The sequence below is a fragment of the Lactobacillus gallinarum genome (genome assembly GCF_002160635.1).
Taxonomy (GTDB): Bacteria; Bacillota; Bacilli; order Lactobacillales; family Lactobacillaceae; genus Lactobacillus; species Lactobacillus gallinarum.
In genome coordinates, this window is the sequence record NZ_NFKZ01000001.1 from 63824 (window position 1) to 88239 (window position 24416).

Below are 24416 nucleotides of genomic sequence, written 5' to 3' on the forward strand. Positions count from 1 at the left end.
TCTGTTACCTAATAGGTAATTCGTAAGGATTCACTTGTACCACGAGTGAGTCCTTTTTTGTTTCATCAAATTCTAGTAAGTCCCGTTTAAAAATTCGGTGGGGTTGTTGACTAGATAAACTAGCAGTAGTCCCAAAACTATTGCTATTCCGCAAAAGATTAGCAACGCGCTTTTTTTCGTAACGGTCTTGTCTACGTCGAAGTAAGTATTGATGAAATCTGTCCATTTTTCTAAGCCTCTTTCTAAAATTCTCATTGTTGTTAGCCTTTCTTCTCTGCAAGCATTAATAAATTCCACTTAAGCCCTAAATCTAGTCCCTTATCTCTAATCTTGATAAGCTGATTAATAGTTAGGTTTAACTTTTCTAATGCACTTGGGTCATCTTCTACTTCTTTAAGTTCTCTTCTAGCCCTAAGAACTCCGTTAGCCCAAGCTACGCCTTGTTTTGTTATTTCTTCTTCGCATTTTTTAAGTTCGCTCTTCATCGTGCATCCCTCCTTAAATATCCTTAGTGTTAATGTGGTCTTCAATGAACTTGAAGGCTTCATAAGTACCAGCCCGTTTGCTTTCATCTTTTAATTGCTGATAAAGAGCAAGGACAGCAGCCGTAGCGTTAATGTTAGTAGCGTGGCTATTAGTTTGCATAGCAGGCAGATTTTCATGATTACCAGCTTCATAGAGCCGAACTATGATATATTCATCATGATTTTTAATAATCTTCTTAGTCATATCCATTAACTGACTATCTGGTAGTTCTCTAGTTTTGTCTTGTTTCCAGCAATCTTTAATAAAAGAAATCGCTTGAAAGTTAATGTCTTGTAGTTCTTTTAAAGAAGCTGCGTGTCCATCAACCATTAAGGCTCCTGGTTTATCTGAATCATTGATACTTAAAAGCCAGTTGAATGTTTCTTCAATACTGTTAAATTGCATTTTTATACCTCTTCCATTTCTGCTTTCAAAAACTTGTTAACAAAATACTGTTGTCCTCGACCGGTGACTTTAGGTGTTTTACTAATCGAAGTAGCACCGTTTGAGTGATTGATAGTAGTTTCTTTGATCTTGAATAATCCCATATTCATTGCTTTTTGAGTTGGCATATTCCAGTCACTACCTTTTCTATTAATGAGATAGCCATTTTCACGGAGCCACTTAAAAAGTCTTGTTGCTCCGATATCTACACCGTTACCGCGTAAGATTTTGGCGAGTTCTCCAACCAAAACAGTCGATTTACTTGTTGCTACCGAGTCAGCGAACAACGCCTTAGGCTTCATTTTTTCGATTTGAATATCTTTTTGTCGGAGTTGGTCGGCGGCTTGTTGTAGTAAACTTGCTAGGCCATCTTTGTTGTTCACAACGTCAAACGCCTTTTCATCTGTCATATATGCGCCATGTCTTCTAATTGTTGGCAGTACTTCAGAAGTTACCCAGCGCTTAAATCTTTTAGCGTTTGGCATTTTGCTTGCTAGGATTAAGCTATATAATCCGGATTCGTTAATAATGGTTAAATTTTGTTTTCCGCCAGGGGTCTGTATTTTACCGACCCCTTTATCTTCTTCATCAACGTGTTGTTTTATAGCATCTGCTGTTCTAGAATAGCCAAGAATTGCAGCTACATCTTTACCGACGAAGTAAGGCTCACCATCAATTTTTAAAGTTCTTACTTGCTGATTTTCAAAATTAAAAAGTTGAATTTGATCTTCCATTTTCTTTTCCTTTCCACTACGCATAACCCTTCACACAATTATTTTCGGCAAATCTTATTAAGTCCGATTTTTTATAACGCTTCATTCCGTCCATTACATAAACTGGCACGTTGTATTTTTGACGAATACGCCAAAATTGAGTCACGCTCATTCCCAAGACACTAGCTGCATCTGTAGCATTAAGAAATTCCATTAAGGTGTATTGCTTTGTGTATTTTTCAATAAGCTTTACAGCATCCTTTTTATTCAATAAGTTTTGCTCTCGTTTAGGTTGAGTGCGTTTAACTTCCTGCACAACTAGCTGATATATGCCTTTTTGCAAGTCATTCATTTATTTCATCCCCTCAATATTGAGAATTTGATAAATTTTCTTTCTAAGTTCGATTGACTTAGGGGCAGAGTCACCTTTGATCGCTCTATTTACTTGCTGTGGATTTTCTTTTATAAGCTTAGATAGTTCTTTTTGTGTCATTCCTCTATCTAAAAGAGCAATCTTGATCTTTTTTTCCAAGTTTTTACGTGATTCTGCTAAAGCTTCTTCAATTGGCATTAATTTCAACTCCTTATTTAAAACGGTTATTTTTTAATCAAATAATTGACAAATATTATCGAATTCAGTACTATTAACTTAAAAATAAAAGGGCTTAAACGCCTATTATTCTTATGTTTGGCTTAGTCACTGTTTCTTAGTTATTTGTTTATTAATTACTTGACGATTAAATAATAACTGAATTCAGTACTTTAGTCAATACATTTTTATCGAAAACAGTAATTTTATTTTTTAGAATGTGATGGAATGTTGACATGGAGCTAGTTGAGCGAATTAAAGAAATTGCTAAAAATAAAAAAGGATGGAGTTTAAAAGAAACCGCTCAACATGCCGAAATTGGTGAAAATAGTATTTATAGATGGAAAAAGCAAGTTCCAAATATGAATTCTCTTGCCAAAGTTGCGGATGTGTTGGGAGTTTCTGTTGACGAATTGCGAGGTATCGATCAAAAAGAAACGATTACTAACACTGATTTAGAAGAAATGTTAGATACTGCTCATTCTTATGATGGAAAGATAATGACTGAACACGACCGTGAAATAATCAAAAGTTACCTTAAAGGATATTTTGAAGGCAAGAACTAAGGTGAAAGTTATGCGTGCTCGCATCAAACATTTACTTAATAAATATCATTTGAAACTGGTATACAAAGATATTGAGGGCAAAGGATATATAATTCATACGCCTGCTAATGTACCTGATTTTATTTTTGTTAAAGAAAATCTATCCGATGAGGAAACAGAAAAAGTCATATTACACGAAGTTGGTCACGCTGAAAATGATGATAATGTGATTGGCAATTATAAAACTAACAGTCGTGCGCATGACTGCTATGAAAGTGGAGCCAATAAGTTTGTAGTTAGTGAGAAGGTTAAAGAATATGCTAATTTAGGCTATGACACTATGAATGCTAACTGGCTAAATTTAGCGCAGTATATTGGAACTGATAATTATTGGTTAGTTCGTGAAGAACTGCAAAAATATAGATTTAAAGGATAAAGATTAATTCTGTAATCTAAATGGAGGTTATTTACTATGATTTATGTTCTTGTTGCATTTTTTGACATTATTGTTATCGCATCAATCGTAGCTGCTATAGTTTTCTGGCGACGAAGTAAAAAATACAAAGATAATAAACAAGAAAAGAAGAAAGCGCTTTACTCTATCGTGACTGCTATTATTGCGTTTGTACTTTTTGTAGTAGCTGTACAACAGATGCCAGACGATTCCAGTAGCTCCAGTGAACCAACTACGCAGCAATCTTCATCTACTACTTCTAGCTCTAGTAGTCAAACTACAGAAGAAAGTAAAACTAGCAGTAGCAAAAGTGAGGATACTTCTAGTCACTATAGCCAAAAGCAAGTTAAAGCAATTAATAAAGAATTAGTTGCAGCTTTAAAAGACGATCAAAAAGATGCTACAGATGGAAATAGTAATTACAATTATGCTAATTATTTGGTAGGAATTAAAATTCAGCCTAACAAAACTGCATTGGTTTACGTTGATGGTGATAATTTCTTAAATCTAAGTGACGATGATAAACAAATAGTTGGAGAACGCACAAGCGGATTAATAGGTAGAGCTATTGTTACTGCCGGTGTAAATTACTCACCAGAAGAAAATAGAAATGGTGTTTATATGTCTTTCTATAATGGCCCACAAGCTATCGGACATTCTAAAACTTTTAATCACACTGAATTTAAATGGTATAAACAATAATAGGCTTAAAACGCCTTTTATTTTTACCCACTAAAAGAACATCAGTTTAATTTTGAACAAAAAATAAAAACCTACTAACGACTTGCATTAGTAGGCTCCACACGATTCACACATATTGTACCATGATTTTTTTGAAAGGAAGGATTATTATGCCTAAACGAAAAAATACCGCGATTAAGTCTTATAAGCTCAAGAACGGTAAAAGAAAATACATGTTTAGAATTTATCTCGGGATGAAAGGTACAAAGAAAGTAGAAACTACCCGGCGTGGTTTTAATTCTTACGAAGAAGCCGATGCCGCATATAAAAAAATGGCTGCTGAAGACGCTCAAGATTTTATTAAAGAAAAACAGATTACTTTTGATGAACTTTATAAAAAATGGCTGCCTTTTTATAGTCGAAATGTAAAAGAATCGACGCTATGGAAAACTGAAACAATGTATAAAGTGCACTTAAAAGATAAGTTTGGTAGTCAATACATCGATCAAATTACAACAGCAGAAATTGCTGATTATTTCCTTGAACTTTCGACAGAATACGTTAATTATAAGGTTCTATTCTGGTATATGCGCCGTATTTTTGAATATGCGATAGATATTAATCTGTTGAATAGAAATCCTGCTAGAGCTTCCCTATTGCCTAAAAAAGCAACTGTTGAAAAGCGACGTGATATAGCACATAACTTTTATACAGCAGATGAAATACATCAATTTCTTGATGCTGCAAAACAATATAACGAACGTGCTTATATTTACTTCTCTATCCTGGCTTCTACCGGTATGCGTAAATGTGAAGGTTTAGGACTGGAATGGCAAGACATCGAATTTGACAAACAAAGAATATACATCCAACGCACTACCGCATATGGCAAGGATAATAAATATATAACTCAACTCCCTAAAGGAAATAAAAAGCGTTATGTCCCTTTGGATGATCGTTTAGCAGCACAATTAAAACACTATAGAAGCGATCTTTCAGATAAATTATTCCACACTGCAGATAACAACTTTTTAAGACCCAGTAAGCCGGATCAATGGCGAAGAGCTATATATAAGATTGATCCTGATTTAAAACAAATAACTATTCATGGCTTACGTCATACATTCTCTACCCTGCTTAACCAATCCGGCATCAATCCTAAAGACGTTGCTTCGATTCTCGGACACACTAAAGTAGATTTAACATTAGATGTATACACTCACTCAACTAAAGAAGGAAGAGAGCAAGCGCGCCTAGAAATAAATAAGCTATTTTAGCCTTAAAAATCATCTTTTCGATCATTTTTCGGTCAAAATAGCTTAGATATATTTGAAAACCTTGATACAGCAAGGCTTTCACTTAATTTAAAGAAGTTAATATGGAGATGAGGGGAATTGAACCCCTGTCCAAACGCATTCCGTCACTGACCTCTACGATCATAGTTATATTACTTGAACTTCACTAGCCCAAAACGCCATATAACAGGGCTAGGATGAGCTAGCTAACCTGTTAAGACTCTTTTCAACTATTCAGGTGAGGTAGTTAAACGTAACTCGTTAAAGTTGATACTCAGTGTCAGCCACGAGTAAACCGACAAAGAGCAACGCATGCGCTAAATTAAGCAGCTAATGCGTAAGAATTTTTGTTATTTGCAGTTATATTTAACTGTAACGTTTTTACGTAGACGTAACCTACGAATCGCAGTCAATGCGAATCTACGCCTGTCGAATCCCAAAACATCCCCTTGAGACTCTACTATTGTAGCATAGACAAATGAATCCTGCGAATAAAAAGCTTAATTAATATCAGTTAAACGAACTACATCACGTTCAATGATTAATTCTTCGTTAGTTGGAATAACCATTGCCTTTACCTTAGAATCTGGCTTAGTAATGAAATGTTCGCCGTTTTCTTCATTTGCTTCGTAATCTGGTTCAACGCCCATGTATTTGAAAGCATCCATTACTTCTTTACGTACGCCCATATCATGTTCACCAATACCAGCAGTAAAGATAATAGCATCAACGCCGCCCATTTCAGCAATATATGAACCAACGTAACGCACAATTCTATTAATGAAGATTTTTCTAGCTAACTTAGCACGATCTGTGTCGCTTTCACGAACATCACGCATATCTGGAGAAATACCTGACAAACCAAGTAAACCAGATTTGTGATTCAAGATATGAATCATTTCATCCATTGACTTACCTTCAACATGCATCAAATGTTGAATAAGTGATGGATCAATATCACCACAACGAGTTGCCATCGTAATACCAGCAATTGGACTAAAGCCCATTGAAGTATCAAATGATTTACCGTCTTTTACAGCAGTAACTGAAGCACCTGAACCTAGGTGACAAATAATCAACTTCAAGTCTTTTAGATCTTTACCAAGCATCTTAGCAGCATGAGGTGCAGTATAACGGATTGATGTACCGTGGGCACCATACTTGCGGACGCCATATTTTTCATAATATTTATAAGGAAGAGAATATAAGTAATGAACTGGATCTAGAGCGCGGTGGTAAGTAGTATCAAATACAGCTACTTGTGGCACCTCTGGCAATACGTTCATAAATGCTTCAATTCCACGGCCTTCAGCTGGGTTATGAAGTGGAGCGTAATCTTCTAATTCATAAATCTTAGGCAAGTTTTCCTTAGTGATAATAGTAGAATCAGTAAAGTATTCACCACCATTAACTACACGGTGACCCACACCAACGATTTCATGTAAATCATCTACTACATTGAATTGCTTCAAGAATTTAATTAATAAGTTAACTGCAGCTTCTTGATCGGCAATTTCTGTTTTTTCTACATGCTTACTGCCATCAGCCAATTTAATTTCAAAGGAAGCATTGTCTAATCCAACACGATCAGCCATACCACTTGCAATAACTTTTTCATCTGGCAATGAGAATAATTTATATTTAAAAGATGAACTACCAGAGTTAATTGCCAAAACCTTTTTCATAAAAATAATTTCCTCCTCTTTCAATAAAAGTTAAGTAATCCCGAATTAATGATTGATTTTAGTATACCACTCGTTCAATTTGACATTAAAACGAATCAAAGCCTCTTCTTTCTTCAAAGAATCTAGTTTAGTTAACAAAACTTCACTAGCCTTGGCATCTTCTCCATGATTTTGGAAAACAAGGATCGACTTTTGATTAAATTTATTTTTAAACATATCATCAGGCAATTCGACAATGGCTTTCAAATATACCTTTTTCGTTAACCATGGCATAAAATCAGCACCAATCTTGCCTGATAAAATTGATTTAGGAACAACTAAAAATGCATAACCCGCAGGTTTTAAGTTCTTAATTATTTGTTCAATTAATAGTAAGTGTGCAAATGAATGACCTTTTTCTGCTCGATTTTCAAATTTTTTAGCATTTTCATCAACTGGATAATAGCCAATCGGCAAATCGCTTACTACTACATCCGGATTAGAACACATCCATGGCATTAATGCATCTTGACAATAAAGTTCAATGTCAAAGTCATTCAAGTGTGCTGCCACATCTGCTAAGTTAAGCATTTCTTCATCATTATCAATTCCGACTAATTGATAGTTATCTTTAGAATGGTTTAAGGCCTTTAATTGTGAAATGATTGAAAACAGCAGAATTCCAGTACCAATTGTAGGATCAACTATTTCAACCTTTTCATTCTTCACCAATTTATGCATTAACATTGCAATTACAGTTGAAATTGCTGGTGGTGTTGGCATCTTATTAACATCAAAGCCATCATCATTAATTGCTTTTAAAGTTAAAAAAGTAAAAACTTGCGCCTTATCTTTTTGACTAATCTCATCATAATCAAGTGACTGATATTTTTTACTTAATTCTGCAACAGTTTGTTCATCTGGTGCACCATTTTCGACTTTGATTTTACCTTGCTCTAAATTATCAAATGTTTCAACTAAGGCTTCTGTAAATGAAACATTCAGGGCTTTTTGCAAAGTTTGTACGCAATCTAAAAATTGATTAAAAAGTTTCTCAAATTTTCCCATAACGTCCCTCCATTACCTTCATTATTTTAAAGAAAGGAAAGAAGAGGTGCAAGGAAAGTTATTTACCAGACAAATATTTGATAATCATCAAATTATTCTCCATGCTTGCGCAATAGACTTCTTGATACATTTTGATAAAAAGCAAAGTCGTAATTAAAACTAAAATGCTGCTAAGCAATGCGCTTCCTTTTATTTTTAACAATCTTTTTCTCTCTTTCTGGTTTAGGTTCTTCATCAAGCTTGAAAACTAAATCTGATTTTCCTTTATTTTCTTCTACTACATGAATGATAATTTGATCTTTTTTAGTGACAAACTGAGCCGATTTTATATTGAAAATAAGCGGCATATATCCACCCCGCCCAGCTTCTGCTTTTGATACCTTTAAAACATGATTTTTTAAATAATATTCAATCGCATACTGTTCTTTTTCATCATTTTTATTAACTCGCATAAAAACTATCCTATTGCTTTTGGAATCTTTCACGATCGGATAAACAGTTTTCGTATCCTCAGTATGCATAAAATTATTCAACTGCACATATGCATAAGCAATATCATTTACATGCTGATTTTCATGCATGTTGGCTCTTTTAATACTTAACAGCAGATTTTGCAAAATGGAAAGGACCAGGATAGTAATAAAAAGAGAAAAGATGACTTCTGCTAACATGAATCCTTTAGTCTGCAATCTTGTATTTTTGGTTAGTATTTTTATCATTAAGATAATGCTGCCCTATCCTTTCATAAACGTGATCATGTACCGTTATCTGATCCAGATTGTTGGCCTTTAACACATGATAGGCATAGACACGATCAGTTTTTAATTCCATTTCACGACCATTTTTTTGACTTTCAGCAACAGTTAAGTAAAGGCAACTTACAGCAAATAGTGAAATGATAATGGCAATGGCGCTTTCGAATATAAAAAATCCCTTTACTTTTTTCATTTTGCCATTCGTCCCCATAGCATTTGATATTTCACAGCTTTTTTCATCCCATAACCGCTAAACGTTATTGTCCCAGGAACAGAGCGTCCAGTTTTAGTAAAAACAAATTTGTTCAAACCTTTAATATCAATATTTTTATCAATATTTACTTGCTTTTCATGACCACCACCGATTAATTTTATATAATGTTGATCCTCGGAAAAAATGACGGTAACGGCATGTCCCTTTATCGTGCTAATTCGAGATGCTTGATCAAGAGCAGCATTTACTTCTCTTACTGTATTATCAAAAATTAAACGGTGTTGATATTTTTGCAGTTGTAAACTGCCAATTAACAGCATCCCGCAACAAATAGCTAAAGTAATCATCGTTTCAATCAAAGTAAAAGCTCTATATTTATTTCTTATTAATATCAGTAACTTTGCCATTTTCTAATTTAAAACTCTTATTTGCCTTTTTTACTTGATCTTTAGTTAAAAATTCACCCTGTAAATCTTCAAATTTGCTAGGTGTATCGTGTCCATCATCTTTATACATTTCCACCTGTGTTTGCAAAGTAGTCTTAAAGGCATCTGAAGTTCTCGTTTCTGCCTTTTCCTTTTGATTCAACATATTTGGCACAATCAACACCATCAAAATGACGATAATAGCAATCACAACCACCATTTCAATTAGAGTAAAGCCTTCTTGTCTACGGCTTTTAGCTAAAATATTTAACAAATATTTCTTCATTTTCTTTTTCATATTTTTCTCCTTAAAGTCCTTGCATCATTGAATACATTGGCATTAATAATTTCAAATACATGCCAATCACGCAAAAGCCAATCAAGATAAAACAAAATGGCTGTACGTTAACAACTAATTTTTCTATTTTTTGAGTTAAATCAATAAATAAGCTACGCCCTAACATTAAGCAGCTTTGACTTAAGTTTTTTCTTTCCGAACCTGTTTTAAGCAAAACTAACAAGCTATTCGGTAAAAAGACTTCTTGTTCTACGATCTCTTCCAAATTTGTTCCTTCAGCTAATTGATGCCCTATTTTTTGTCCCAAGGCTTGCTGCAAGGATCCTTTTTCCTGCTTTGATGCGTATTCACACATTTTTTGCAATGAAAAACCACTGGCTAAAAGCATCCCGATGTCATACACGAGCAAATAATTCACATATAGCAAAATCACTGGTCCAATAATGGGATATTTAGTTAATCTTTGCATTGAGTCGTAATCCTGTTTGTTGAGTAAAACAATTATTCTTGCTAAAAAATATATTCCAGCAAGTACAACTCCAATCAATCCTAGCATGACCAAATCACCAGAATGCTCATTACCATCGCTAAATTGAGTAGAAATAAATGACTGCATAAAAGCAAGTAAAATCACCATCATAATTGCTAGGACAAATGGATAGGATAACTCTGCTCGCAATTTTTTAACTTGTTCTTGCTTGAGTCGACTAAGAATAGATAATTGATTCAAACATTCAATTAAGTTTCCTTGCTGCAATGCCAAATTAACCTGCGTCACCGTTGTTTTTGAGAAACCTAATTGAATTAATTCAGCACTAAAACTATTCCCATCTTTCATTCGCTTAACCAGTTTTTGCATTAGTTTCTTTTTCTTTGGCCACAAAACAGGCATCAGCTCTATCGAATTAATCAATGAAAAACCATTTTCTAAACTATGTTTTAAATAATCTAAAAAAACGAGTTGTTCTTCGCTATTTAGCCTATCCTTCTTTGAATTGCTCATATATTTCATCATCGATTTTCCCTCCTTTCCGCAACAACTGCATATTCTCTTGCCAATTAACGAAGTCACTGCGCACGCTTAGCTGCAATTCCTGATTTAAAAGTTCGCCTTTAGCAATATCCATTAGACACTGCATCCCTACTGCACTAGGCAACAGCCTTTGGTAAGACACAGCAGTCAAGCAATTAGCTAATTCATCATTCTTGATGCCTAAACTCTCCAAACGTGAGATAGTCTGCAAAGTACTTTTAGCGTGAACCGTCGCAAAAACTAAGTGTCCACTCAAAGCTGCATCAACTGCTAATCTTGCCGTACCTTGATCACGAATTTCTCCAATAATCAAAATATCTGGACGGTGTCTCAAAGCTGCTTTTAATAAACTTTGATAGTCAATTCCGGCTTCATTATTGACTTGTGACTGCAAAAAAGTAGGTTCATGAACTTCAACTGGATCTTCAATAGTCATTACTACTTTATTGGGACTTAATTTTTTTGCGACTTCATACATCGTAGTTGTTTTGCCTGACCCAGTGGGTCCACTAGTCACGATCAATCCTCGATGCAAAGCTGATCTTTCTAACGATTCTATTTGCTGAGGAAAGAAATATTTACTTTGCTTAATCTCATAAATTATTCTAATGACCAGTGATTCTTGATCTGAAAAGTCACCCAAACTAGAAAGACGCAAATAATATTCTTTTTGATCAACCTCGTAAGCCATTGCTCCTACTTGAGGTCTACGATGTTCTGCAATGTCCATCTGAGCGCTATATTTAAAGAAGTTAATAGTTTCTTGTCCCTCATTCAAGGAAAGGTCGGTTTGGGTAATTACACCTTGGTTAGTTCGAAACTGTACAACCATCGTTTCCTTTTTCGGAAAAAAGAAAATATCACTCGCCTTACTTGAAATTGCGGAAGTGAGTAATTCATTGATAAATTCCTTTGTTTTCATAAAAATCCCCCTTTTTTGCCTCACACTATTTAATACGCAAAAAAAGGCGATTTTTTTCTGAGAAATTTAAAAAATTTTATTCTTTTAGAAAAAAGAGCAAAAAAATAACCCAACCAAATTGGTTGAGTCATTTATCTATTTAATAATTAGTCTTCATCAGCTGCTGCAGTGTAAACATTTTGAACATCGTCACTATCTTCAAGAGCATCAACTAAGTGTTCAAATTGTTCCTTCTTGTCTGCTGGAACTGGAGTAGTGTTTTGTGGAATCATAGTCAATTCAGCATCTGCAAGCTTGTAACCATCTTTAATAAGTGCGTCACGAACATCTGCAAATTGCTTTGGATCAGTGTAGATTTCAAATGCATCATCACTGGTTTGAAGATCATCACCACCAGCATCCATTACATCAAGCAATACTTGATCTTCATCAGCATCAGTAGTTGAACGGTCAATTACGATGTAGCCTTTACGATCAAACATGTAGGCAACAGAACCAGTAGCGCCAAGTGAACCACCATTACGAGTGAAGGCAACACGAACATCTGAAGCAGTACGGTTCTTGTTATCAGTCAAAGCTTCTACAAAAACAGCAACACCACCTGGAGCGTAGCCTTCATAAGTGATTTCATCGTAGTGTTCTTCTGAACCACCTTCAGCTTTTTTGATTGCCCGCTTGATGTTGTCCTTAGGCATGTTGTTTGAACGTGCCTTATCAATTACCATACGTAAGGTAGGATTCCCATCAGGATCAGGACCACCACTCTTTGCAGCCATATAAATTTCACGAGATAACTTTTGGAAAATTTTACCTCTCTTTGCGTCTTGCGCATTCTTGCGGCCTTGAATATTGTGCCATTTTGAATGTCCTGACATAAGGATCCTTCTTTCTTTTTTCTAATATTAATTAACGATATTATCTTAACTCACAGCACCTCAAAATTCAATGGTGTCAAATATTTAAAACTATTTTTTCTTCGTCGAATACTTATTTTTCAAAAATAGAATTAACATTACTAAAATAATCGCCGTTAAGGCACCAGATGCATCCAATATTACGTCATGTACGCTCGGTGTTCTATCTCCAGTCAAAAACTGATGATATTCATCAAAAGCCGCAAAAGCAATAGCCGCAAACCAGGTCAAAATTGGAGCTAGCCATTTAATTTTAAAAATGCGGCGCAAGCCTAAATAGCCAAAGCCACCTAATAAAAAGTATGAGCCAAAATGGGCCATCTTACGCAGAACAAATTGAGCAAGTCCTGCTCTACCATCTAGTTGTGCATTATGAAGGCGCCCACCATATGTAAAATTCCAGCCAGCTACAATATTTTCAAGCCAGCCAAAATATTTACTAACTGTGCCATCATGCAATTCCTGTTCATGATATGTCATTGAACTAGAAATAAATAAAAATACCAATACCAATAAAGCTAACAACAAAAAAAGCTTTTCTCGTTTCGTAAAATGAAATTTCTCCATAACTCTTTCCCTTAGTTTGATTTGAATAACTTCTTTTTACTTTAACAAAAAAAGCGGACTACGTTTAACTTTTTCATGTATTTTATAATTATTTTTACCAACTAGCTTTCTTTACGCCTGGAAGTTGACCTTGATGTGCTAAATCACGCATGCATTCTCTGCAAAGTCCAAACTTCCGGTAAACAGAATGTGGTCGACCGCAGCGCTCACAGCGAGTGTATTCTCTAGTTGAAAATTTTGCTACTTTTTTATTACGAATAATTTGTGATGTTTTTGCCATATATAAATTACCTATGCTTTCTAACTCTCTCAGGGACAGGCTTTTTCTCTGGTTAAAAAGTTCAATCCCAAAATAATAATTTCAATTGCTACAAGTTGTGCTGTCATTCAAATCACTCCTTTTTTGTAGTGCTACTTACTTTTAATTAGTATTATACATACTTACACAAAATAAGTAAAGTGCTTTGTACAAAATAGTAACCGTTTTACTACTGGTCATGTTAAGTATCAACGGGTAGAATAAATAGGGATTGTATGAAAAGGATATTTATGAACGAGAAATATAAAAATAAATCGCCAGGAATTCTACTTAACTTATGTAAACTATTTTATTAAGTAGAAAAGGATGAAAATTACTTGGACGATTTAACATCAACAAATAAAATGAAAGCCATCACTTGGCCTGTTTTGACCTTGATGGCACTTTGTACTGTTATCGGCTTGGACGATATCATGTACAACTTCCAAAACCAAGGGATGCCAGTTATCACCTCTTGGATTATCATGTGTTTGCTTTATGTAACACCTTACTCATTAATGGTAGGACAATTAGGTTCTACGTTTAGTGAAGAAGGTGGTGGACTTTCATCATGGGTCCGCGGTACTGACGGAGAATTTTTAGGTTACTTCACTGCTTGGACATACTGGGCAGCCTCAATTCCTTATGCTGTAGACTCCGCTAACGAAATCATTGTCGACCTAGGTTGGGCATTGACCGGTTCAAAGGGATTCCAAGATAAAATTCCTACTACCATGTTTGCTGCTTTGACTTTCGTTGTGTTCATTGTTTTCATTGTCGTTGAACACCACTTTGCCAACTCAATGGAATTCCTTTCCAGTATTGGTGGTGGTTTGATGGTCATTATGACTGTCTTGTTTGTTTTCCTTGCCTTTGTTGGTTTGGCAAAATCAGGCGGTCACATGGCTACCCAACCATTTACTTGGCACACAATCATTCCTAAATTCGACTTGCACTACTGGTCAACCGTCGGAATGTTAATCTATGCCATGAACGGGTGTGAACTGGTTGCACCATATGTAACTAAGATGAAGAAACCTAAGTCAGACTTCCCTAAGGCAATGATTACTTTAGCTATCATGACTGCTTTCTTAACTATCCTTGGTTCATTTGCACTTGGTATCTACTTTGACGCATACCACATTCCAAACGACTTGAAGATGAACGGTGCTTACTACGTATTCGACATGGTTGGTAAACAATTCGGTATGGGTAAATTCTTGCTTTACCTCTGGGCTTGGACATCATTATTGTTCAACTGTGCCTTGGTTGCCGTATTGCTTGATGCCATGACTAGAATGCTTATCTCCGATACTGGTGATAAGTACATGCCTAAGTTCTTACGTAAGAAGGACAAAAACGGCTTACCAATTAACGGTTACATCTTAACTGTTGCCCTTTCATCATTCATCATGATCTTAGGTATCTTCTTACCTGACATGAACGATATCTTCAACTGGTTGCTTAACTTGAACTCAATCGTTTCACCAGGTGTTACCTGCTGGATCTTCTACTCATTCATGAGAGTAAGAAAGAACTCAAAGAAGTACCCATCAAAATATGTCTACATTAAAAACGATAAACTTGCTTGGCTTGTTGGTCTTGCCTTGTTAGTTGTTACTGCCGTAGCAACCATCCTTGGTTTTGCACCACAAGATGTTAAGCAAGGCAGTGGCCTTTGGTGGTACGAATTGATCATTAACATTGTAGCCGTAATCGTACTGATCGGTCTGGGTGCAATTTTGCCAGGTATTAGACGTCGTGAAGAAGAATACGGCATTGCCTTTGACAAATCTCAATGGATTTGGATGGGAATTATCATTATCGGTTCTATTATTCTTGACGTATGGCTTGGTAGTACCAAGATTCCAGCAAGAATCACAATGATTATAGTTGAAGCTATCACTGCATTAATCATTACTTGGATTATTGGACGAAGAAAACCTGCTAATGCGACAAAATAATACAACAAAAAGAAGCTAGAATTTGATCTAGCTTCTTTTTTTACAAATATTTACTTAAAAATTGATCTACACGTTTTTCATATTCTTTAGGGTAAGTTTCAAATGAACGAGCATGCGTTGCCTTTTTGGCTACCCACAGCTGCTTTGGTCCTTTAGCCGCAGCATAGTTTGCATAAACCATCTTGGTTGGTACAAATGGATCGTTGCCACCATGAATAAAGAACATCGGCTTATTATTCTTTTTCACTGATTTAACAGATGATGCATCTCCTAAATAAAAGCCTAGATTTGCCTTGCTAACAACGCTCAATAAGTCAACGGCTGCTGTAGCTACAGGTTTTGGCATATGGTATAGATCTTGTGCTTCATGCAAAAATTCATCTTTAACACTGGTATAACCACAATCTTCAATATAAGCCTTAACCTGCTTAGGCATCTTAATACCACTAGTCATCATAGTAGTAGCACCACCCATGCTGACGCCAAAGATTACTACTTTTTGATTCTTGCCTTCTTTAGCTATATCTTTTTCTACCCATTTACGAACGTCATACTTTTCAGGCCAGCCATAACCAATGTACTTACCTTGGCTTTGACCATGTGCACGAGCATCAGGAAGCAAAACGTTATAGCCTAATTCATGAAACATGCCTGCATATGGCCCCATGGTATCTTTATTGTTGCCAAAACCATGAAGAATCACTACAGTCTTATGCGAGTTCTTAGCTGGAATATAATTTGCATCTAAGCGATAATCACTTGTAGCCGACTTCATATACCAGTGTTGCTTCTTTACCTTGGCATACCATTTCTTTTTGGCAGCCAATGGATCTTTTTTCGTATTGTGCGAATATTTATTTAATACACTTTTTTCACCAGGCGTAAAAGCAACGTTAAAAAAGTATGCTTCACCTGCTCCAATTAGTGCTACAAGTACGGCTACTACTATCCCTATCGTTAGCCAAACTTTTTTGTGCTTTTTCTCATTCCTATTCAAAATGTCAACTCCTATACAAAATCGATAGAGTTTATTATACACTCTTTAGTTTTGTATGGAATATTGACATTTATTAAAAATAAGTACTCTGTCTATATATACAAAAAGAGAGATGAGCAAATCATCTCTCTTTCTTATACCCATATTTTATGCAATTAGCCTAAATCTTCACCGTTTGAAGCAATAACCTTCTTATACCAATCAAAGGAATCCTTAGGCATTCTCTTTAAAGTTCCTTCACCGTTATCATCACGATCAACATAAATAAAGCCGTAACGCTTAGACATTTGACCAGTACCAGCTGAGACTTCATCGATACAGCCCCAAGTAGTGTAAGCACGAACATCAACGCCATCTTCGATCGCACGATTCATGGCTTCAATATGCATTCTCAAGTAGTCGATTCTGTAATCATCATGAATCTTGCTGTCATCGCTAATCTTATCAACAGCGCCAAGACCATTTTCTACAACCATCAATGGCAATTCGTAACGATCGTACATTACTTCGAGGTAATATTGCAAACCATCTGGATCAGTTGCCCAGCCCCATTCAGAATACTTAAGGTATGGGTTCTTAGCACCGGCTGCGAAGTTACCACCAACTTTATCTTCAATCTTGTGCGTAGTCACCACATTACTCATGTAGTAAGAGAAGGTGTACATATCGACAGTACCTTCAAGCATATCTTTCTTGTCTTGTTCAGTAATATCAAGATGTACGTTATGTTCCTTCCAAAGACGCTTAGCGAACGTTGGATACTTACCCTTACATTGTGCATCCCCACAATAGAAGATATCTTGTTCCCACATATGACGGTTAAGCAAAATATCCTTTGGATCTGGAGTAAGTGGATAATCAACGATACCACAAATCATGTTACCTATTACATAGTTTGGATCAATTTCGTGAGCCAGCTTAACTGCACGAGCACTTGCTACAAATTGATAGTGCAACTTTTGATATGCGTGTTGGTAAACCTTATCATCATCTACTTTATTTCCGAATGAGTTAAGCATTAATAAAGTAGTATTAATTTCGTTGAAAGTTAACCAGTACTTAACCAATCCCTTGTATTCATTAAACAAAGTCTTGGCATATTTAACGTACATGTCGATCATCTTACGATCGCCCCAGTCATGGTACTTTTCACTGAGGTAAAGTGGATCTTCATAGTGAGAAATAGTAACTAATGGTTCAATGCCATACTTTTTACATTCTTCAAAGACATTACGATAAAAATCAAGTCCAGCTTGATTTGGCTTTTCTTCATCGCCCTTTGGGAAAATTCTAGTCCAAGCAATTGAAAGACGGAAAACTTTAAAACCCATGTCAGCAAACATCTTAATGTCTTCCTTATAGTGGTGGTAAAAATCAATCGCTACATGGTTAGGGTAATAACTATCAGGATCAATCGCACCAACAGCTCCTTCAGGCAACCCCGCACCTGGCATAGCTGGTGTTTTTTCTAACTTACCATTCAACTTATAAGTCAACATTCTTGGTGCATCAAGACTACCGGCAGTTGTTATATCAGTTACTGATAAACCCTTACCATCAACATCATATGCACCTTCAATTTGGTTAGCAGCGGTAGCACCACCCCATAAAAAATTCTTTGGAAATGACATCTTTATCTCTCTTTCTATTATTGTAAGCAGTTACAGTTCATTATAGCCTAATTAATTTGAACTTGACCAGATACTTTAGCTCCTTCATCTTCACCTTGCAAAGATAAGATTTCTTGACCAACTTTAACTGCACCGTTAGCAACTTGGTTAACACTTTCATATTTCTTTGAATTGGTTACTACAACTGGAGTAGTTACTTCATAACCAGCCGCCTTGATATCTTTAATATTAAATTCAACTAATGGATCGCCAGCCTTAACTTCTTGGCCTTTTTGTACAAGAGTCTTAAAGCCTTTTCCTTGTAAGTTAACTGTATCCATACCGATGTGCATCAAAACTTCTGCACCGTCAGTAGTGTTAATTCCAACAGCGTGACCAGTTGGGAAAACAAGAGCAATCTTACCATCAGCTGGGGCGTGAAGAACACCTTCGTTTGGTTCAATAGCTACACCTTGACCCATGGCACCACTTGAGAATACTTCGTCTTTAATTTCTGATAAAGGTTTTACGTCACCGTTTAATGGTGAAACTAATTTTGTAGATGGATTTAATTTTTCTTCATTTTCACTTGCAGCAACAATTGGATTATTAGCAACTTCTGTTGCTTCGTTAGCTGCTTCAGCAACCTTTTGAGCTTGTTTCTTGTTGTATTCAGCATCAACTGATTTCTTACCGAAGATTAATTGCAAAATAAAACCAACGATAAATGCTACGACTGCGGATACAATAACACCAATAACTGGGATCATTGAACCACCTTTTGGATTAATGTAGGCAGGAATTGCAAAGAATCCCATTGAAGGCATCATGTAAAGTACTGAATGGAAGATACCCATAATTGCACCAGAAACGGCACCACCAATACAACTTAAAACAAATGGAGTTTTTCTTGGTAAAGTTACACCATAAATTGCTGGTTCAGTAACACCGAAGAGTCCTGAGAAGAAGGCACCTATTGCTGTATCTTTTAACTTCTTGTCCTTAGTTTGTTTAATAATTGCCAATACAACACCAATCTGTGCGTAACAAACCATACAAGTAAGAGCCAAAATTGGATCATAGCCTAAAGCTGCAATATTAGTTGTTGATACAGCAACCAAGCCCCAGTGAACACCGAAGATAACAAGTACTTGCCACAATGCACCAACAACCACACCGGCAACAATTGGACTAAAGTTGTAGATACCGGCCATGACTGCACCAATGGCATCACCAACCCAAGTCATTACAGGACCGATAACAATAAATGCAACTGGTAAAGTAATAATCATAGTAAGCGCAGGTACAAGGAACATTTGCACAACCGTTGGAATCCATTTCTTTGCCCAGTGTTCGATAACGGAACCAAACCAAACAGCAAAGATAACTGGCAAAACAGTTGAAGTATAGTTCATAGTAACCACTGGAATGCCAAAGAAAGTTGTATGAATTTCAGAAGCAAATGGCGTACCTTGGAACAAAGTACCTAATACTGTTTTACTTGAAGCTAAACCAACCATCGTTGGGTAAGTTAATACAGCACCAATGGCTAAACCAATAAATTGATTCATGTGGAATCTTCTAGCAGTAGTTACACCCAAGAATATTGGTAAGAAGTAGAAGATACTATCACCAACGGCGTATAAAATTTGATATGCACCAGAAGTTTTTGAAAGCCAGCCCATTGCAGCTGCTAAAACAACTAAACCTTTGATAATACCGCCGGCACTAAGTGGTGCTAGGATATCAGTAAAGATTCCTGAAATTAAGGCAACAGCTTTATCAATGAAACTTGAATTATCATCTGCAACATCGTCATCAGGAACTTGACCACCGCCTGGGAAGCCTCCTTCCTTTAATACAGCATCGTAGACATCAGCAACCTCATTACCGATAACAACTTGATATTGTCCACCGGCCTTTACGACAGTAACAACACCGTCAGTATCTTTTAAGGCATCATCGTTTGCCTTTTTTTCATCCTTTAATTTAAAACGTAAACGTGTTGCACAGTGAACAACACTATTGACATTGTCTTTACCACCAACATCTTGAATGATGCTTTTGGCCAAATTGTCATAATTCTTAGCCATTAGTCTTTCCCCCCTCAAAATAAAAACCCAAGCTACTCAAAAACTAAAGAACATAAATCATGCTCAACGTCTTTCAGTAACCTGGGTTAATGCCTAATTCTCTTAGTAACATACCTAAGTAACTTAGATATTTAGTTTTCTTGGCGACTAGTTACTCGCCAAATATGTAAAACCAAGTAAAATTTGTCATCTGTATCTAATGTCCAATTCATCTTGGCTTGTAAGTAAGTTGCGATTCGTTCTGCGGTTTCATAAGCTTTGCTGTATTTGATCTTCATGAAACCAAGCATCGCTGGATCAAGCGGTGCCTCATCCTTATGCTTATTTCTTAAAAATCTAACCAATAGAATACGCAAATGTGAAATAAAGCGACTGTAATTAAAAGAACTTGTATCGAGCTGCATCGAATATTGCAGTTGAATAATATCAATAATTCCATTAATCAAATTAGTAATCTGAACAGTTTCCTGTACTTGTGCCACATCACTTTTAGCATTGACTAAGTGATATGTCATAAAAATAGATTCACTTTCAGGTAATTCAATTTGCATGTTTTGATTAATTAGCTTTACCACCTTTTTAGCTACCACATATTCTTTGGGGTATAAATTTTTAACTTCCCAATTATTATTGGCTGGATCAATATCGATATGATCCTTAACCCTGGTAGCTGCAAAGTCAATATGATCTGCTAAAGCAAGGTATTGAAAGTCATTAAACTTAACTTGAAGCAGCGGCTCAACCAACTAATTATTTTATCAGTGACTTCCATTGTCTTGGGGTTAAACCTCTTAACTTGGTCAACTTCGTCTTTAGTAACAAAACGACGCTCAATTTTACTTTCATCTATCGGATCGCCCTTCCCCACGCCCTTGCCTAAAACAATCTCTTCTTGACCTTGATCATTCATGGCTAAAGCAGCACTATTATTAAATGTTTTAAGAAATTTCACGGATACTCCTCACCACCCTGATATAAACAAAAAAGCTACTACGAAAATAATATACTCTAAGTATACTATAACTATTCGTAGTAGCTAAGACCTGATCGTATCAGTAATCCGCTCACTTACAGTTATTATAATAGCCAAAATTGTAAGCGGTGTCAATAGAACTTTGTAAAAAAGGGCAAATTATTTTAAAATATATGAAAAGCGAGGTATTCAAATGAAATTTGTCTTAGCGCCTGACTCTTTCAAAGAAAGCATGACAGCTTCAGAAGTATGTCAGGCAATGAAAAAAGGAATAAAAAAAGCCATTCCCGATGCAGAAGTAGTTTCTGTACCAATGGCTGACGGCGGTGAAGGTACAACCGATTCTTTAATTGATGCAACTAATGGTCAAAAACATTTTCTTAATGTGACTGATCCATTAGGCAAAAAAGTTAATGCCTATTATGGCATTTTAGGTGATCAAAAAACTGCAATCATCGAAATGGCACAAGCTAGTGGCCTAACGTACGTTGACAAAAATAATAGAACTCCTGAAACTATTATGAAGACTACTACCTACGGTACTGGTGAATTAATTAATGATGCATTAAAGCATAACGTAAATAAAATTATCATTGGTTTAGGCGGCAGTAGTACTAATGATGGCGGCGCCGGCATGGCACAAGCAATTGGTGTAAAATTTTTTGATCAAAATAATCATGAAATAACTAAAAAACTTGGTGGTGGTGATTTAAACCAAATAGCTAAAATAGATCTTTCTGCCATTAATCCTCGACTAAAAGACGTTCAAGTTTTAATAGCTAGTGATGTTACTAATCCGCTTACCGGACAAAATGGTGCTTCTGCCGTCTTCGGTCCACAAAAAGGTGCAGATGCTCAGGCAGTGAAAAAATTAGATCAAAACTTATCACACTATGCCGCACTCATTCAACAAACCTGCAAAAAAGACGTTGCCGCAATTCCGGGAAGCGGAGCTGCGGGCGGCCTTGGTGCTGGTCTTCTCGCCTTTACAAATGCCACAATTCATCATGGTGTAGAGCTTATCGCTCACGAAACTCATTTAGCTGACAAAATTAAAGGTGCAGATTTTGTTTTCACCGGTGAAGGTGGAACTGATTTTCAAACTAAATTTGGTAAGACCCCTTATGGTGTTGCTCAAATCGCTAAAAAAGATAATATTCCCGCTATTTCACTAGCAGGTTATTTGGGTGAAGGGATCGAACAACTATATGATGAAGGTTTTACCGCTATCTTCGGCATTCTTGATAAAGCTGAAGATATACGTCAAGCACTAAAAGACGGACCCAAAAATATTGCGCGTACTACCGAAAATATCGTGCGTTTAATCATAAGTACGAAAAAAGGATGAGCTTTTACTCATCCTTTTCATTTGCTAATTTTTTAACTAATGCGTCGCATCCCTTATAAATTTCATTATACGCAGTATCAAAATCATTCGTATACCATGGATCATCCACATCTTGGTAAGAACCTGCAAACTCTAGTAATTTATGTTCCTTATGTTGAGGATCCCCACCTGTAATGCGATTCATATCTGCAAAATTTTCTTCATCCATACAAATCAAATATTCATATTTATCATAATCAGCAGCAGTCATTTGACTTGCTCGATGACTACGATCGTATGGAATGCTATTCTTCTCTAATTCTCTTTGAGCTCTAGTATCAATTGATCTACCTATTGCATCTTGCGTTGTAGCTTTAGATTCTGCCAAATATGAATTTTCTAATCCATTTTCTTTAATTAAATGTTGCATAATTGCTTCCGCCATAGGTGAACGACAAATATTACCATGGCAAATAAACAAAATCTTTTTCATCTTTTATTTTATCCTTTTCATTAGACTAACGATAAATGGCCATACAATAGCAGTACCTATTGCAATTATTAGCCCTAACCATATATTAGAGGACAAGGTTACCAAAATACCACTATAAACTCTGCTTTGAAGTGATGTCATTGCTTCATTAGAGAAAATCCATAAAACGGCAAATGATCCTAGTGCTGCAATTGTCAACGGTATTGAGGCCCAAGCACGACCAAAAATAATTAGAATAGCTGCTAACAAAAATAATAAACCTACGCCAAAAATAGAATATTCATAAATAATGATAACATGAGAAATCTCTTCTGATTTTTCATCCAGTTTATTATTAATCTGTTTTACTAGATATTCATTAATTATTTCCTCTAATTTTGTTTTACTGGTCAATCCTAAATCCGTGGTTGATAATTTTCCTTTTTCATTATACTTTTCACATAATCGATATAAGTCAGCATAAGACATTTCAATTTGATATTTCTTAGGCAATTGATCTAATAAAGTTTGCTCTAGCCCTGTATCTTCTAGCAACTGCACACCGATTTTTAAGTTAGAATTATCAGACTCCTGAACAACTCGATTAATCACTTCTTTGCCCATTGCCTGCGTATCATTAATTTTTAAACTTACATTGCTTGTTAACAGTAGGAAAAAGGAAATCGCCGTACAAGCAACCATGATTAGGCGCAATAGTATGTTTACTATACTTTTCATATCATATATCTACCTTTTTTCTGCTTTTTCAAAAATCAATTTATTAATTGCATATGCTATTCCAGCTTCGTCATTAGACTTGGTAACAAAATCGGCTTTATCTTTAATTGCATCGATGGCATTACCCATAGCTACTTTGTTAAAATCAGCAACTTCAAACATTGACATATCATTGCCTTGGTCACCGAAAATCATCACTTCATTATCTTTAATATTTAATTTTTGAGCTAATTCATGCACTGCATTACCTTTTGAAGCATCCTTTTTATTAATTTCCCAGATTTTTGGATCGCTTCGTGCCACATTATAATTTTGTTTAAAATCTGGTGTAAATTGCTGACCTAATCGATCCAGCTTGTCTTCTTCTCCAGTAAATTCAGCTTTAATAAACGTGAAATCACGAGGTATTTCAGCGAAATCTTTAACTACAAAAGGAGTAGCACTAACCGCCGACATCTTAGCCATTTGCGTAGAAATTAATCGATCTAAAGTCACATAATCATGCTTTCTCATAAAGTGAAGATTAATCCCAAGATTTTGTTCTTGAATGCTCAGCATTTTCTTAAATTCGGCATAATCAAATTGATGACTAATTAAAACTTTTCCAGAAACAGATTGAACTAACCCACCATTATATAAAACGGCATAATTATCTTGACCAATTATTCCCAAATCTTCCATATACGGAACTACACCTGGAAGTGGGCGACCTGATGCTGGCACAATTTTTATACCAAATTGATCTGCTTTTTTTAATACTTCTTTGGTCTCTTCACCAATTTGATTATTGGACTGCAAAAGAGTGCCATCCATATCAACTGCAATTAACTTAATCATT

The 24416-nt window shown here is 35.7% G+C and carries 29 protein-coding genes, 1 other RNA gene and 1 pseudogene; 6 read left to right on the forward strand and 25 right to left on the reverse strand.

Going from position 1 to position 24416, the window contains the following annotated elements:
* Nucleotides 1–4: 4 nt before the first annotated feature.
* Genes B5E95_RS00435 through B5E95_RS00460 form a run of 6 tightly spaced genes read right to left on the reverse strand, consistent with a single transcriptional unit; the run spans nt 5 to nt 2253 of the window.
* Complete coding sequence (locus tag B5E95_RS00435; RefSeq protein ID WP_087175679.1) at nt 5–226, reverse strand: hypothetical protein; 222 nt, start codon at nt 224–226, stop codon at nt 5–7.
* Between the two features lie 34 nt (nt 227–260).
* The gene (locus tag B5E95_RS00440; protein ID WP_087175678.1) at nt 261–485 is read right to left on the reverse strand and encodes a hypothetical protein; all 225 of its coding nucleotides are present in this window, start codon (nt 483–485) and stop codon (nt 261–263) included.
* Nucleotides 486–498: 13 nt separating this feature from the next.
* Entirely contained in the window at nt 499–930 is a 432-nt protein-coding gene (locus tag B5E95_RS00445) for a hypothetical protein (protein ID WP_087175677.1), read from the reverse strand.
* A gap of 2 nt (nt 931–932) precedes the next feature.
* Complete coding sequence (locus tag B5E95_RS00450) at nt 933–1703, reverse strand: phage antirepressor (RefSeq protein WP_087175762.1); 771 nt, start codon at nt 1701–1703, stop codon at nt 933–935.
* 16 nt (nt 1704–1719) lie between these two features.
* A complete protein-coding gene (locus B5E95_RS00455; RefSeq protein ID WP_087175676.1) occupies nt 1720–2034 on the reverse strand; it encodes a DNA-binding protein in 315 nt (104 codons plus the stop codon).
* A complete protein-coding gene (locus B5E95_RS00460; RefSeq protein WP_087175675.1) occupies nt 2035–2253 on the reverse strand; it encodes a helix-turn-helix domain-containing protein in 219 nt (72 codons plus the stop codon).
* A gap of 254 nt (nt 2254–2507) precedes the next feature.
* Here B5E95_RS00460 and B5E95_RS00465 point away from each other — a divergent pair, with 254 nt between their 5' ends.
* From B5E95_RS00465 to B5E95_RS00480, 4 genes are all read left to right on the forward strand, one after another.
* Nucleotides 2508–2837 (forward strand): helix-turn-helix domain-containing protein, encoded by a 330-nt coding sequence (locus tag B5E95_RS00465; RefSeq protein ID WP_087175674.1) that lies wholly within the window; start codon nt 2508–2510, stop codon nt 2835–2837.
* The gene (locus B5E95_RS00470; protein WP_239442370.1) at nt 2821–3252 is read left to right on the forward strand and encodes an ImmA/IrrE family metallo-endopeptidase; all 432 of its coding nucleotides are present in this window, start codon (nt 2821–2823) and stop codon (nt 3250–3252) included. The genes B5E95_RS00465 and B5E95_RS00470 overlap by 17 nt, the downstream gene beginning before the upstream one ends.
* A gap of 36 nt (nt 3253–3288) precedes the next feature.
* Nucleotides 3289–3972, forward strand: coding sequence for a hypothetical protein (locus B5E95_RS00475; protein WP_087235386.1), 684 nt, complete (start codon nt 3289–3291; stop codon nt 3970–3972).
* 149 nt (nt 3973–4121) lie between these two features.
* Nucleotides 4122–5228, forward strand: coding sequence for a tyrosine-type recombinase/integrase (locus B5E95_RS00480; protein ID WP_162606859.1), 1107 nt, complete (start codon nt 4122–4124; stop codon nt 5226–5228).
* Nucleotides 5229–5327: 99 nt separating this feature from the next.
* Here the strand turns inward: B5E95_RS00480 and ssrA are convergent.
* The 12 genes from ssrA to B5E95_RS00540 form a co-directional block, all read right to left on the reverse strand.
* Nucleotides 5328–5695: a transfer-messenger RNA gene (ssrA, locus tag B5E95_RS00485) on the reverse strand.
* Between the two features lie 51 nt (nt 5696–5746).
* Nucleotides 5747–6931: an acetate/propionate family kinase gene (locus B5E95_RS00490; protein WP_087235388.1), complete on the reverse strand. Its 1185-nt coding sequence runs from the start codon at nt 6929–6931 to the stop codon at nt 5747–5749.
* Nucleotides 6932–6976: 45 nt separating this feature from the next.
* Complete coding sequence (locus B5E95_RS00495) at nt 6977–7978, reverse strand: class I SAM-dependent methyltransferase (RefSeq protein ID WP_087235389.1); 1002 nt, start codon at nt 7976–7978, stop codon at nt 6977–6979.
* 170 nt (nt 7979–8148) lie between these two features.
* Entirely contained in the window at nt 8149–8649 is a 501-nt protein-coding gene (locus B5E95_RS00500; RefSeq protein WP_087235426.1) for a ComGF family competence protein, read from the reverse strand.
* Between the two features lie 7 nt (nt 8650–8656).
* Nucleotides 8657–8926 (reverse strand): hypothetical protein, encoded by a 270-nt coding sequence (locus tag B5E95_RS00505; protein WP_025005116.1) that lies wholly within the window; start codon nt 8924–8926, stop codon nt 8657–8659.
* Nucleotides 8923–9354: a prepilin-type N-terminal cleavage/methylation domain-containing protein gene (locus B5E95_RS00510; protein WP_025005117.1), complete on the reverse strand. Its 432-nt coding sequence runs from the start codon at nt 9352–9354 to the stop codon at nt 8923–8925. Before B5E95_RS00510 ends, B5E95_RS00505 begins: the two co-directional genes overlap by 4 nt.
* Entirely contained in the window at nt 9323–9670 is a 348-nt protein-coding gene (locus B5E95_RS00515; RefSeq protein WP_025005118.1) for a prepilin-type N-terminal cleavage/methylation domain-containing protein, read from the reverse strand. Before B5E95_RS00515 ends, B5E95_RS00510 begins: the two co-directional genes overlap by 32 nt.
* Nucleotides 9671–9680: 10 nt before the next feature.
* On the reverse strand, nt 9681–10682 hold the full coding sequence (locus B5E95_RS00520) for a type II secretion system F family protein (RefSeq protein ID WP_025005119.1): 1002 nt from the start codon (nt 10680–10682) through the stop codon (nt 9681–9683).
* Nucleotides 10651–11625 carry a competence type IV pilus ATPase ComGA gene (comGA, locus tag B5E95_RS00525; protein WP_025005120.1) on the reverse strand — a complete coding sequence of 325 codons (975 nt, stop codon included), beginning with the start codon at nt 11623–11625 and terminating at the stop codon, nt 10651–10653. The genes B5E95_RS00520 and comGA overlap by 32 nt, the downstream gene beginning before the upstream one ends.
* 146 nt (nt 11626–11771) lie before the next feature.
* Nucleotides 11772–12500 carry a YebC/PmpR family DNA-binding transcriptional regulator gene (locus tag B5E95_RS00530; RefSeq protein ID WP_003626106.1) on the reverse strand — a complete coding sequence of 243 codons (729 nt, stop codon included), beginning with the start codon at nt 12498–12500 and terminating at the stop codon, nt 11772–11774.
* A gap of 90 nt (nt 12501–12590) precedes the next feature.
* Nucleotides 12591–13106, reverse strand: coding sequence for a VanZ family protein (locus tag B5E95_RS00535; protein ID WP_056945447.1), 516 nt, complete (start codon nt 13104–13106; stop codon nt 12591–12593).
* 94 nt (nt 13107–13200) lie between these two features.
* Nucleotides 13201–13386 (reverse strand): type Z 30S ribosomal protein S14, encoded by a 186-nt coding sequence (locus B5E95_RS00540; RefSeq protein WP_025005122.1) that lies wholly within the window; start codon nt 13384–13386, stop codon nt 13201–13203.
* Nucleotides 13387–13742: 356 nt separating this feature from the next.
* Here B5E95_RS00540 and B5E95_RS00545 point away from each other — a divergent pair, with 356 nt between their 5' ends.
* Nucleotides 13743–15368 carry an APC family permease gene (locus B5E95_RS00545; protein WP_087235390.1) on the forward strand — a complete coding sequence of 542 codons (1626 nt, stop codon included), beginning with the start codon at nt 13743–13745 and terminating at the stop codon, nt 15366–15368.
* 40 nt (nt 15369–15408) lie between these two features.
* On the opposite strand, the gene B5E95_RS00550 is transcribed toward B5E95_RS00545, so the two are convergent.
* From B5E95_RS00550 to B5E95_RS00565, 4 genes and pseudogenes are all read right to left on the reverse strand, one after another.
* Nucleotides 15409–16365 (reverse strand): alpha/beta hydrolase, encoded by a 957-nt coding sequence (locus B5E95_RS00550; RefSeq protein WP_087235391.1) that lies wholly within the window; start codon nt 16363–16365, stop codon nt 15409–15411.
* Between the two features lie 155 nt (nt 16366–16520).
* Complete coding sequence (locus tag B5E95_RS00555; RefSeq protein WP_087175665.1) at nt 16521–17996, reverse strand: glycoside hydrolase family 1 protein; 1476 nt, start codon at nt 17994–17996, stop codon at nt 16521–16523.
* 47 nt (nt 17997–18043) lie between these two features.
* Nucleotides 18044–20068: a beta-glucoside-specific PTS transporter subunit IIABC gene (locus B5E95_RS00560; protein WP_087235392.1), complete on the reverse strand. Its 2025-nt coding sequence runs from the start codon at nt 20066–20068 to the stop codon at nt 18044–18046.
* Between the two features lie 131 nt (nt 20069–20199).
* Nucleotides 20200–21020, reverse strand: a pseudogene (locus B5E95_RS00565) (PRD domain-containing protein).
* A gap of 214 nt (nt 21021–21234) precedes the next feature.
* Here B5E95_RS00565 and B5E95_RS00570 point away from each other — a divergent pair.
* Nucleotides 21235–22389 (forward strand): glycerate kinase family protein, encoded by a 1155-nt coding sequence (locus tag B5E95_RS00570; RefSeq protein ID WP_087235393.1) that lies wholly within the window; start codon nt 21235–21237, stop codon nt 22387–22389.
* A gap of 4 nt (nt 22390–22393) precedes the next feature.
* On the opposite strand, the gene B5E95_RS00575 is transcribed toward B5E95_RS00570, so the two are convergent.
* The 3 genes from B5E95_RS00575 to B5E95_RS00585 are packed head-to-tail and all read right to left on the reverse strand — an operon-like array spanning nt 22394 to nt 24415.
* Complete coding sequence (locus tag B5E95_RS00575; protein WP_087235394.1) at nt 22394–22861, reverse strand: low molecular weight protein-tyrosine-phosphatase; 468 nt, start codon at nt 22859–22861, stop codon at nt 22394–22396.
* Nucleotides 22862–22864: 3 nt separating this feature from the next.
* Nucleotides 22865–23578: a hypothetical protein gene (locus B5E95_RS00580; RefSeq protein ID WP_087235395.1), complete on the reverse strand. Its 714-nt coding sequence runs from the start codon at nt 23576–23578 to the stop codon at nt 22865–22867.
* Between the two features lie 9 nt (nt 23579–23587).
* The gene (locus B5E95_RS00585; RefSeq protein WP_087235396.1) at nt 23588–24415 is read right to left on the reverse strand and encodes a Cof-type HAD-IIB family hydrolase; all 828 of its coding nucleotides are present in this window, start codon (nt 24413–24415) and stop codon (nt 23588–23590) included.
* Nucleotide 24416 lies beyond the last annotated feature (1 nt).

Coding starts and splice junctions, on each gene's coding strand:
- B5E95_RS00435 (WP_087175679.1), bottom strand. CDS start 226: ATGGACAGATTTCATCAATACTTACTTCGACGTAGACAAGACCGTTAC.
- B5E95_RS00440 (WP_087175678.1), bottom strand. CDS start 485: ATGAAGAGCGAACTTAAAAAATGCGAAGAAGAAATAACAAAACAAGGC.
- B5E95_RS00445 (WP_087175677.1), bottom strand. CDS start 930: ATGCAATTTAACAGTATTGAAGAAACATTCAACTGGCTTTTAAGTATC.
- B5E95_RS00450 (WP_087175762.1), bottom strand. CDS start 1,703: ATGGAAGATCAAATTCAACTTTTTAATTTTGAAAATCAGCAAGTAAGA.
- B5E95_RS00455 (WP_087175676.1), bottom strand. CDS start 2,034: ATGAATGACTTGCAAAAAGGCATATATCAGCTAGTTGTGCAGGAAGTT.
- B5E95_RS00460 (WP_087175675.1), bottom strand. CDS start 2,253: ATGCCAATTGAAGAAGCTTTAGCAGAATCACGTAAAAACTTGGAAAAA.
- B5E95_RS00465 (WP_087175674.1), top strand. CDS start 2,508: ATGGAGCTAGTTGAGCGAATTAAAGAAATTGCTAAAAATAAAAAAGGA.
- B5E95_RS00475 (WP_087235386.1), top strand. CDS start 3,289: ATGATTTATGTTCTTGTTGCATTTTTTGACATTATTGTTATCGCATCA.
- B5E95_RS00480 (WP_162606859.1), top strand. CDS start 4,122: ATGCCTAAACGAAAAAATACCGCGATTAAGTCTTATAAGCTCAAGAAC.
- B5E95_RS00490 (WP_087235388.1), bottom strand. CDS start 6,931: ATGAAAAAGGTTTTGGCAATTAACTCTGGTAGTTCATCTTTTAAATAT.
- B5E95_RS00495 (WP_087235389.1), bottom strand. CDS start 7,978: ATGGGAAAATTTGAGAAACTTTTTAATCAATTTTTAGATTGCGTACAA.
- B5E95_RS00500 (WP_087235426.1), bottom strand. CDS start 8,649: ATGTTAGCAGAAGTCATCTTTTCTCTTTTTATTACTATCCTGGTCCTT.
- B5E95_RS00505 (WP_025005116.1), bottom strand. CDS start 8,926: ATGAAAAAAGTAAAGGGATTTTTTATATTCGAAAGCGCCATTGCCATT.
- B5E95_RS00510 (WP_025005117.1), bottom strand. CDS start 9,354: ATGGCAAAGTTACTGATATTAATAAGAAATAAATATAGAGCTTTTACT.
- B5E95_RS00515 (WP_025005118.1), bottom strand. CDS start 9,670: ATGAAAAAGAAAATGAAGAAATATTTGTTAAATATTTTAGCTAAAAGC.
- B5E95_RS00520 (WP_025005119.1), bottom strand. CDS start 10,682: ATGAAATATATGAGCAATTCAAAGAAGGATAGGCTAAATAGCGAAGAA.
- comGA (WP_025005120.1), bottom strand. CDS start 11,625: ATGAAAACAAAGGAATTTATCAATGAATTACTCACTTCCGCAATTTCA.
- B5E95_RS00530 (WP_003626106.1), bottom strand. CDS start 12,500: ATGTCAGGACATTCAAAATGGCACAATATTCAAGGCCGCAAGAATGCG.
- B5E95_RS00535 (WP_056945447.1), bottom strand. CDS start 13,106: ATGGAGAAATTTCATTTTACGAAACGAGAAAAGCTTTTTTTGTTGTTA.
- B5E95_RS00540 (WP_025005122.1), bottom strand. CDS start 13,386: ATGGCAAAAACATCACAAATTATTCGTAATAAAAAAGTAGCAAAATTT.
- B5E95_RS00555 (WP_087175665.1), bottom strand. CDS start 17,996: ATGTCATTTCCAAAGAATTTTTTATGGGGTGGTGCTACCGCTGCTAAC.
- B5E95_RS00560 (WP_087235392.1), bottom strand. CDS start 20,068: ATGGCTAAGAATTATGACAATTTGGCCAAAAGCATCATTCAAGATGTT.
- B5E95_RS00570 (WP_087235393.1), top strand. CDS start 21,235: ATGAAATTTGTCTTAGCGCCTGACTCTTTCAAAGAAAGCATGACAGCT.
- B5E95_RS00575 (WP_087235394.1), bottom strand. CDS start 22,861: ATGAAAAAGATTTTGTTTATTTGCCATGGTAATATTTGTCGTTCACCT.
- B5E95_RS00580 (WP_087235395.1), bottom strand. CDS start 23,578: ATGAAAAGTATAGTAAACATACTATTGCGCCTAATCATGGTTGCTTGT.
- B5E95_RS00585 (WP_087235396.1), bottom strand. CDS start 24,415: ATGATTAAGTTAATTGCAGTTGATATGGATGGCACTCTTTTGCAGTCC.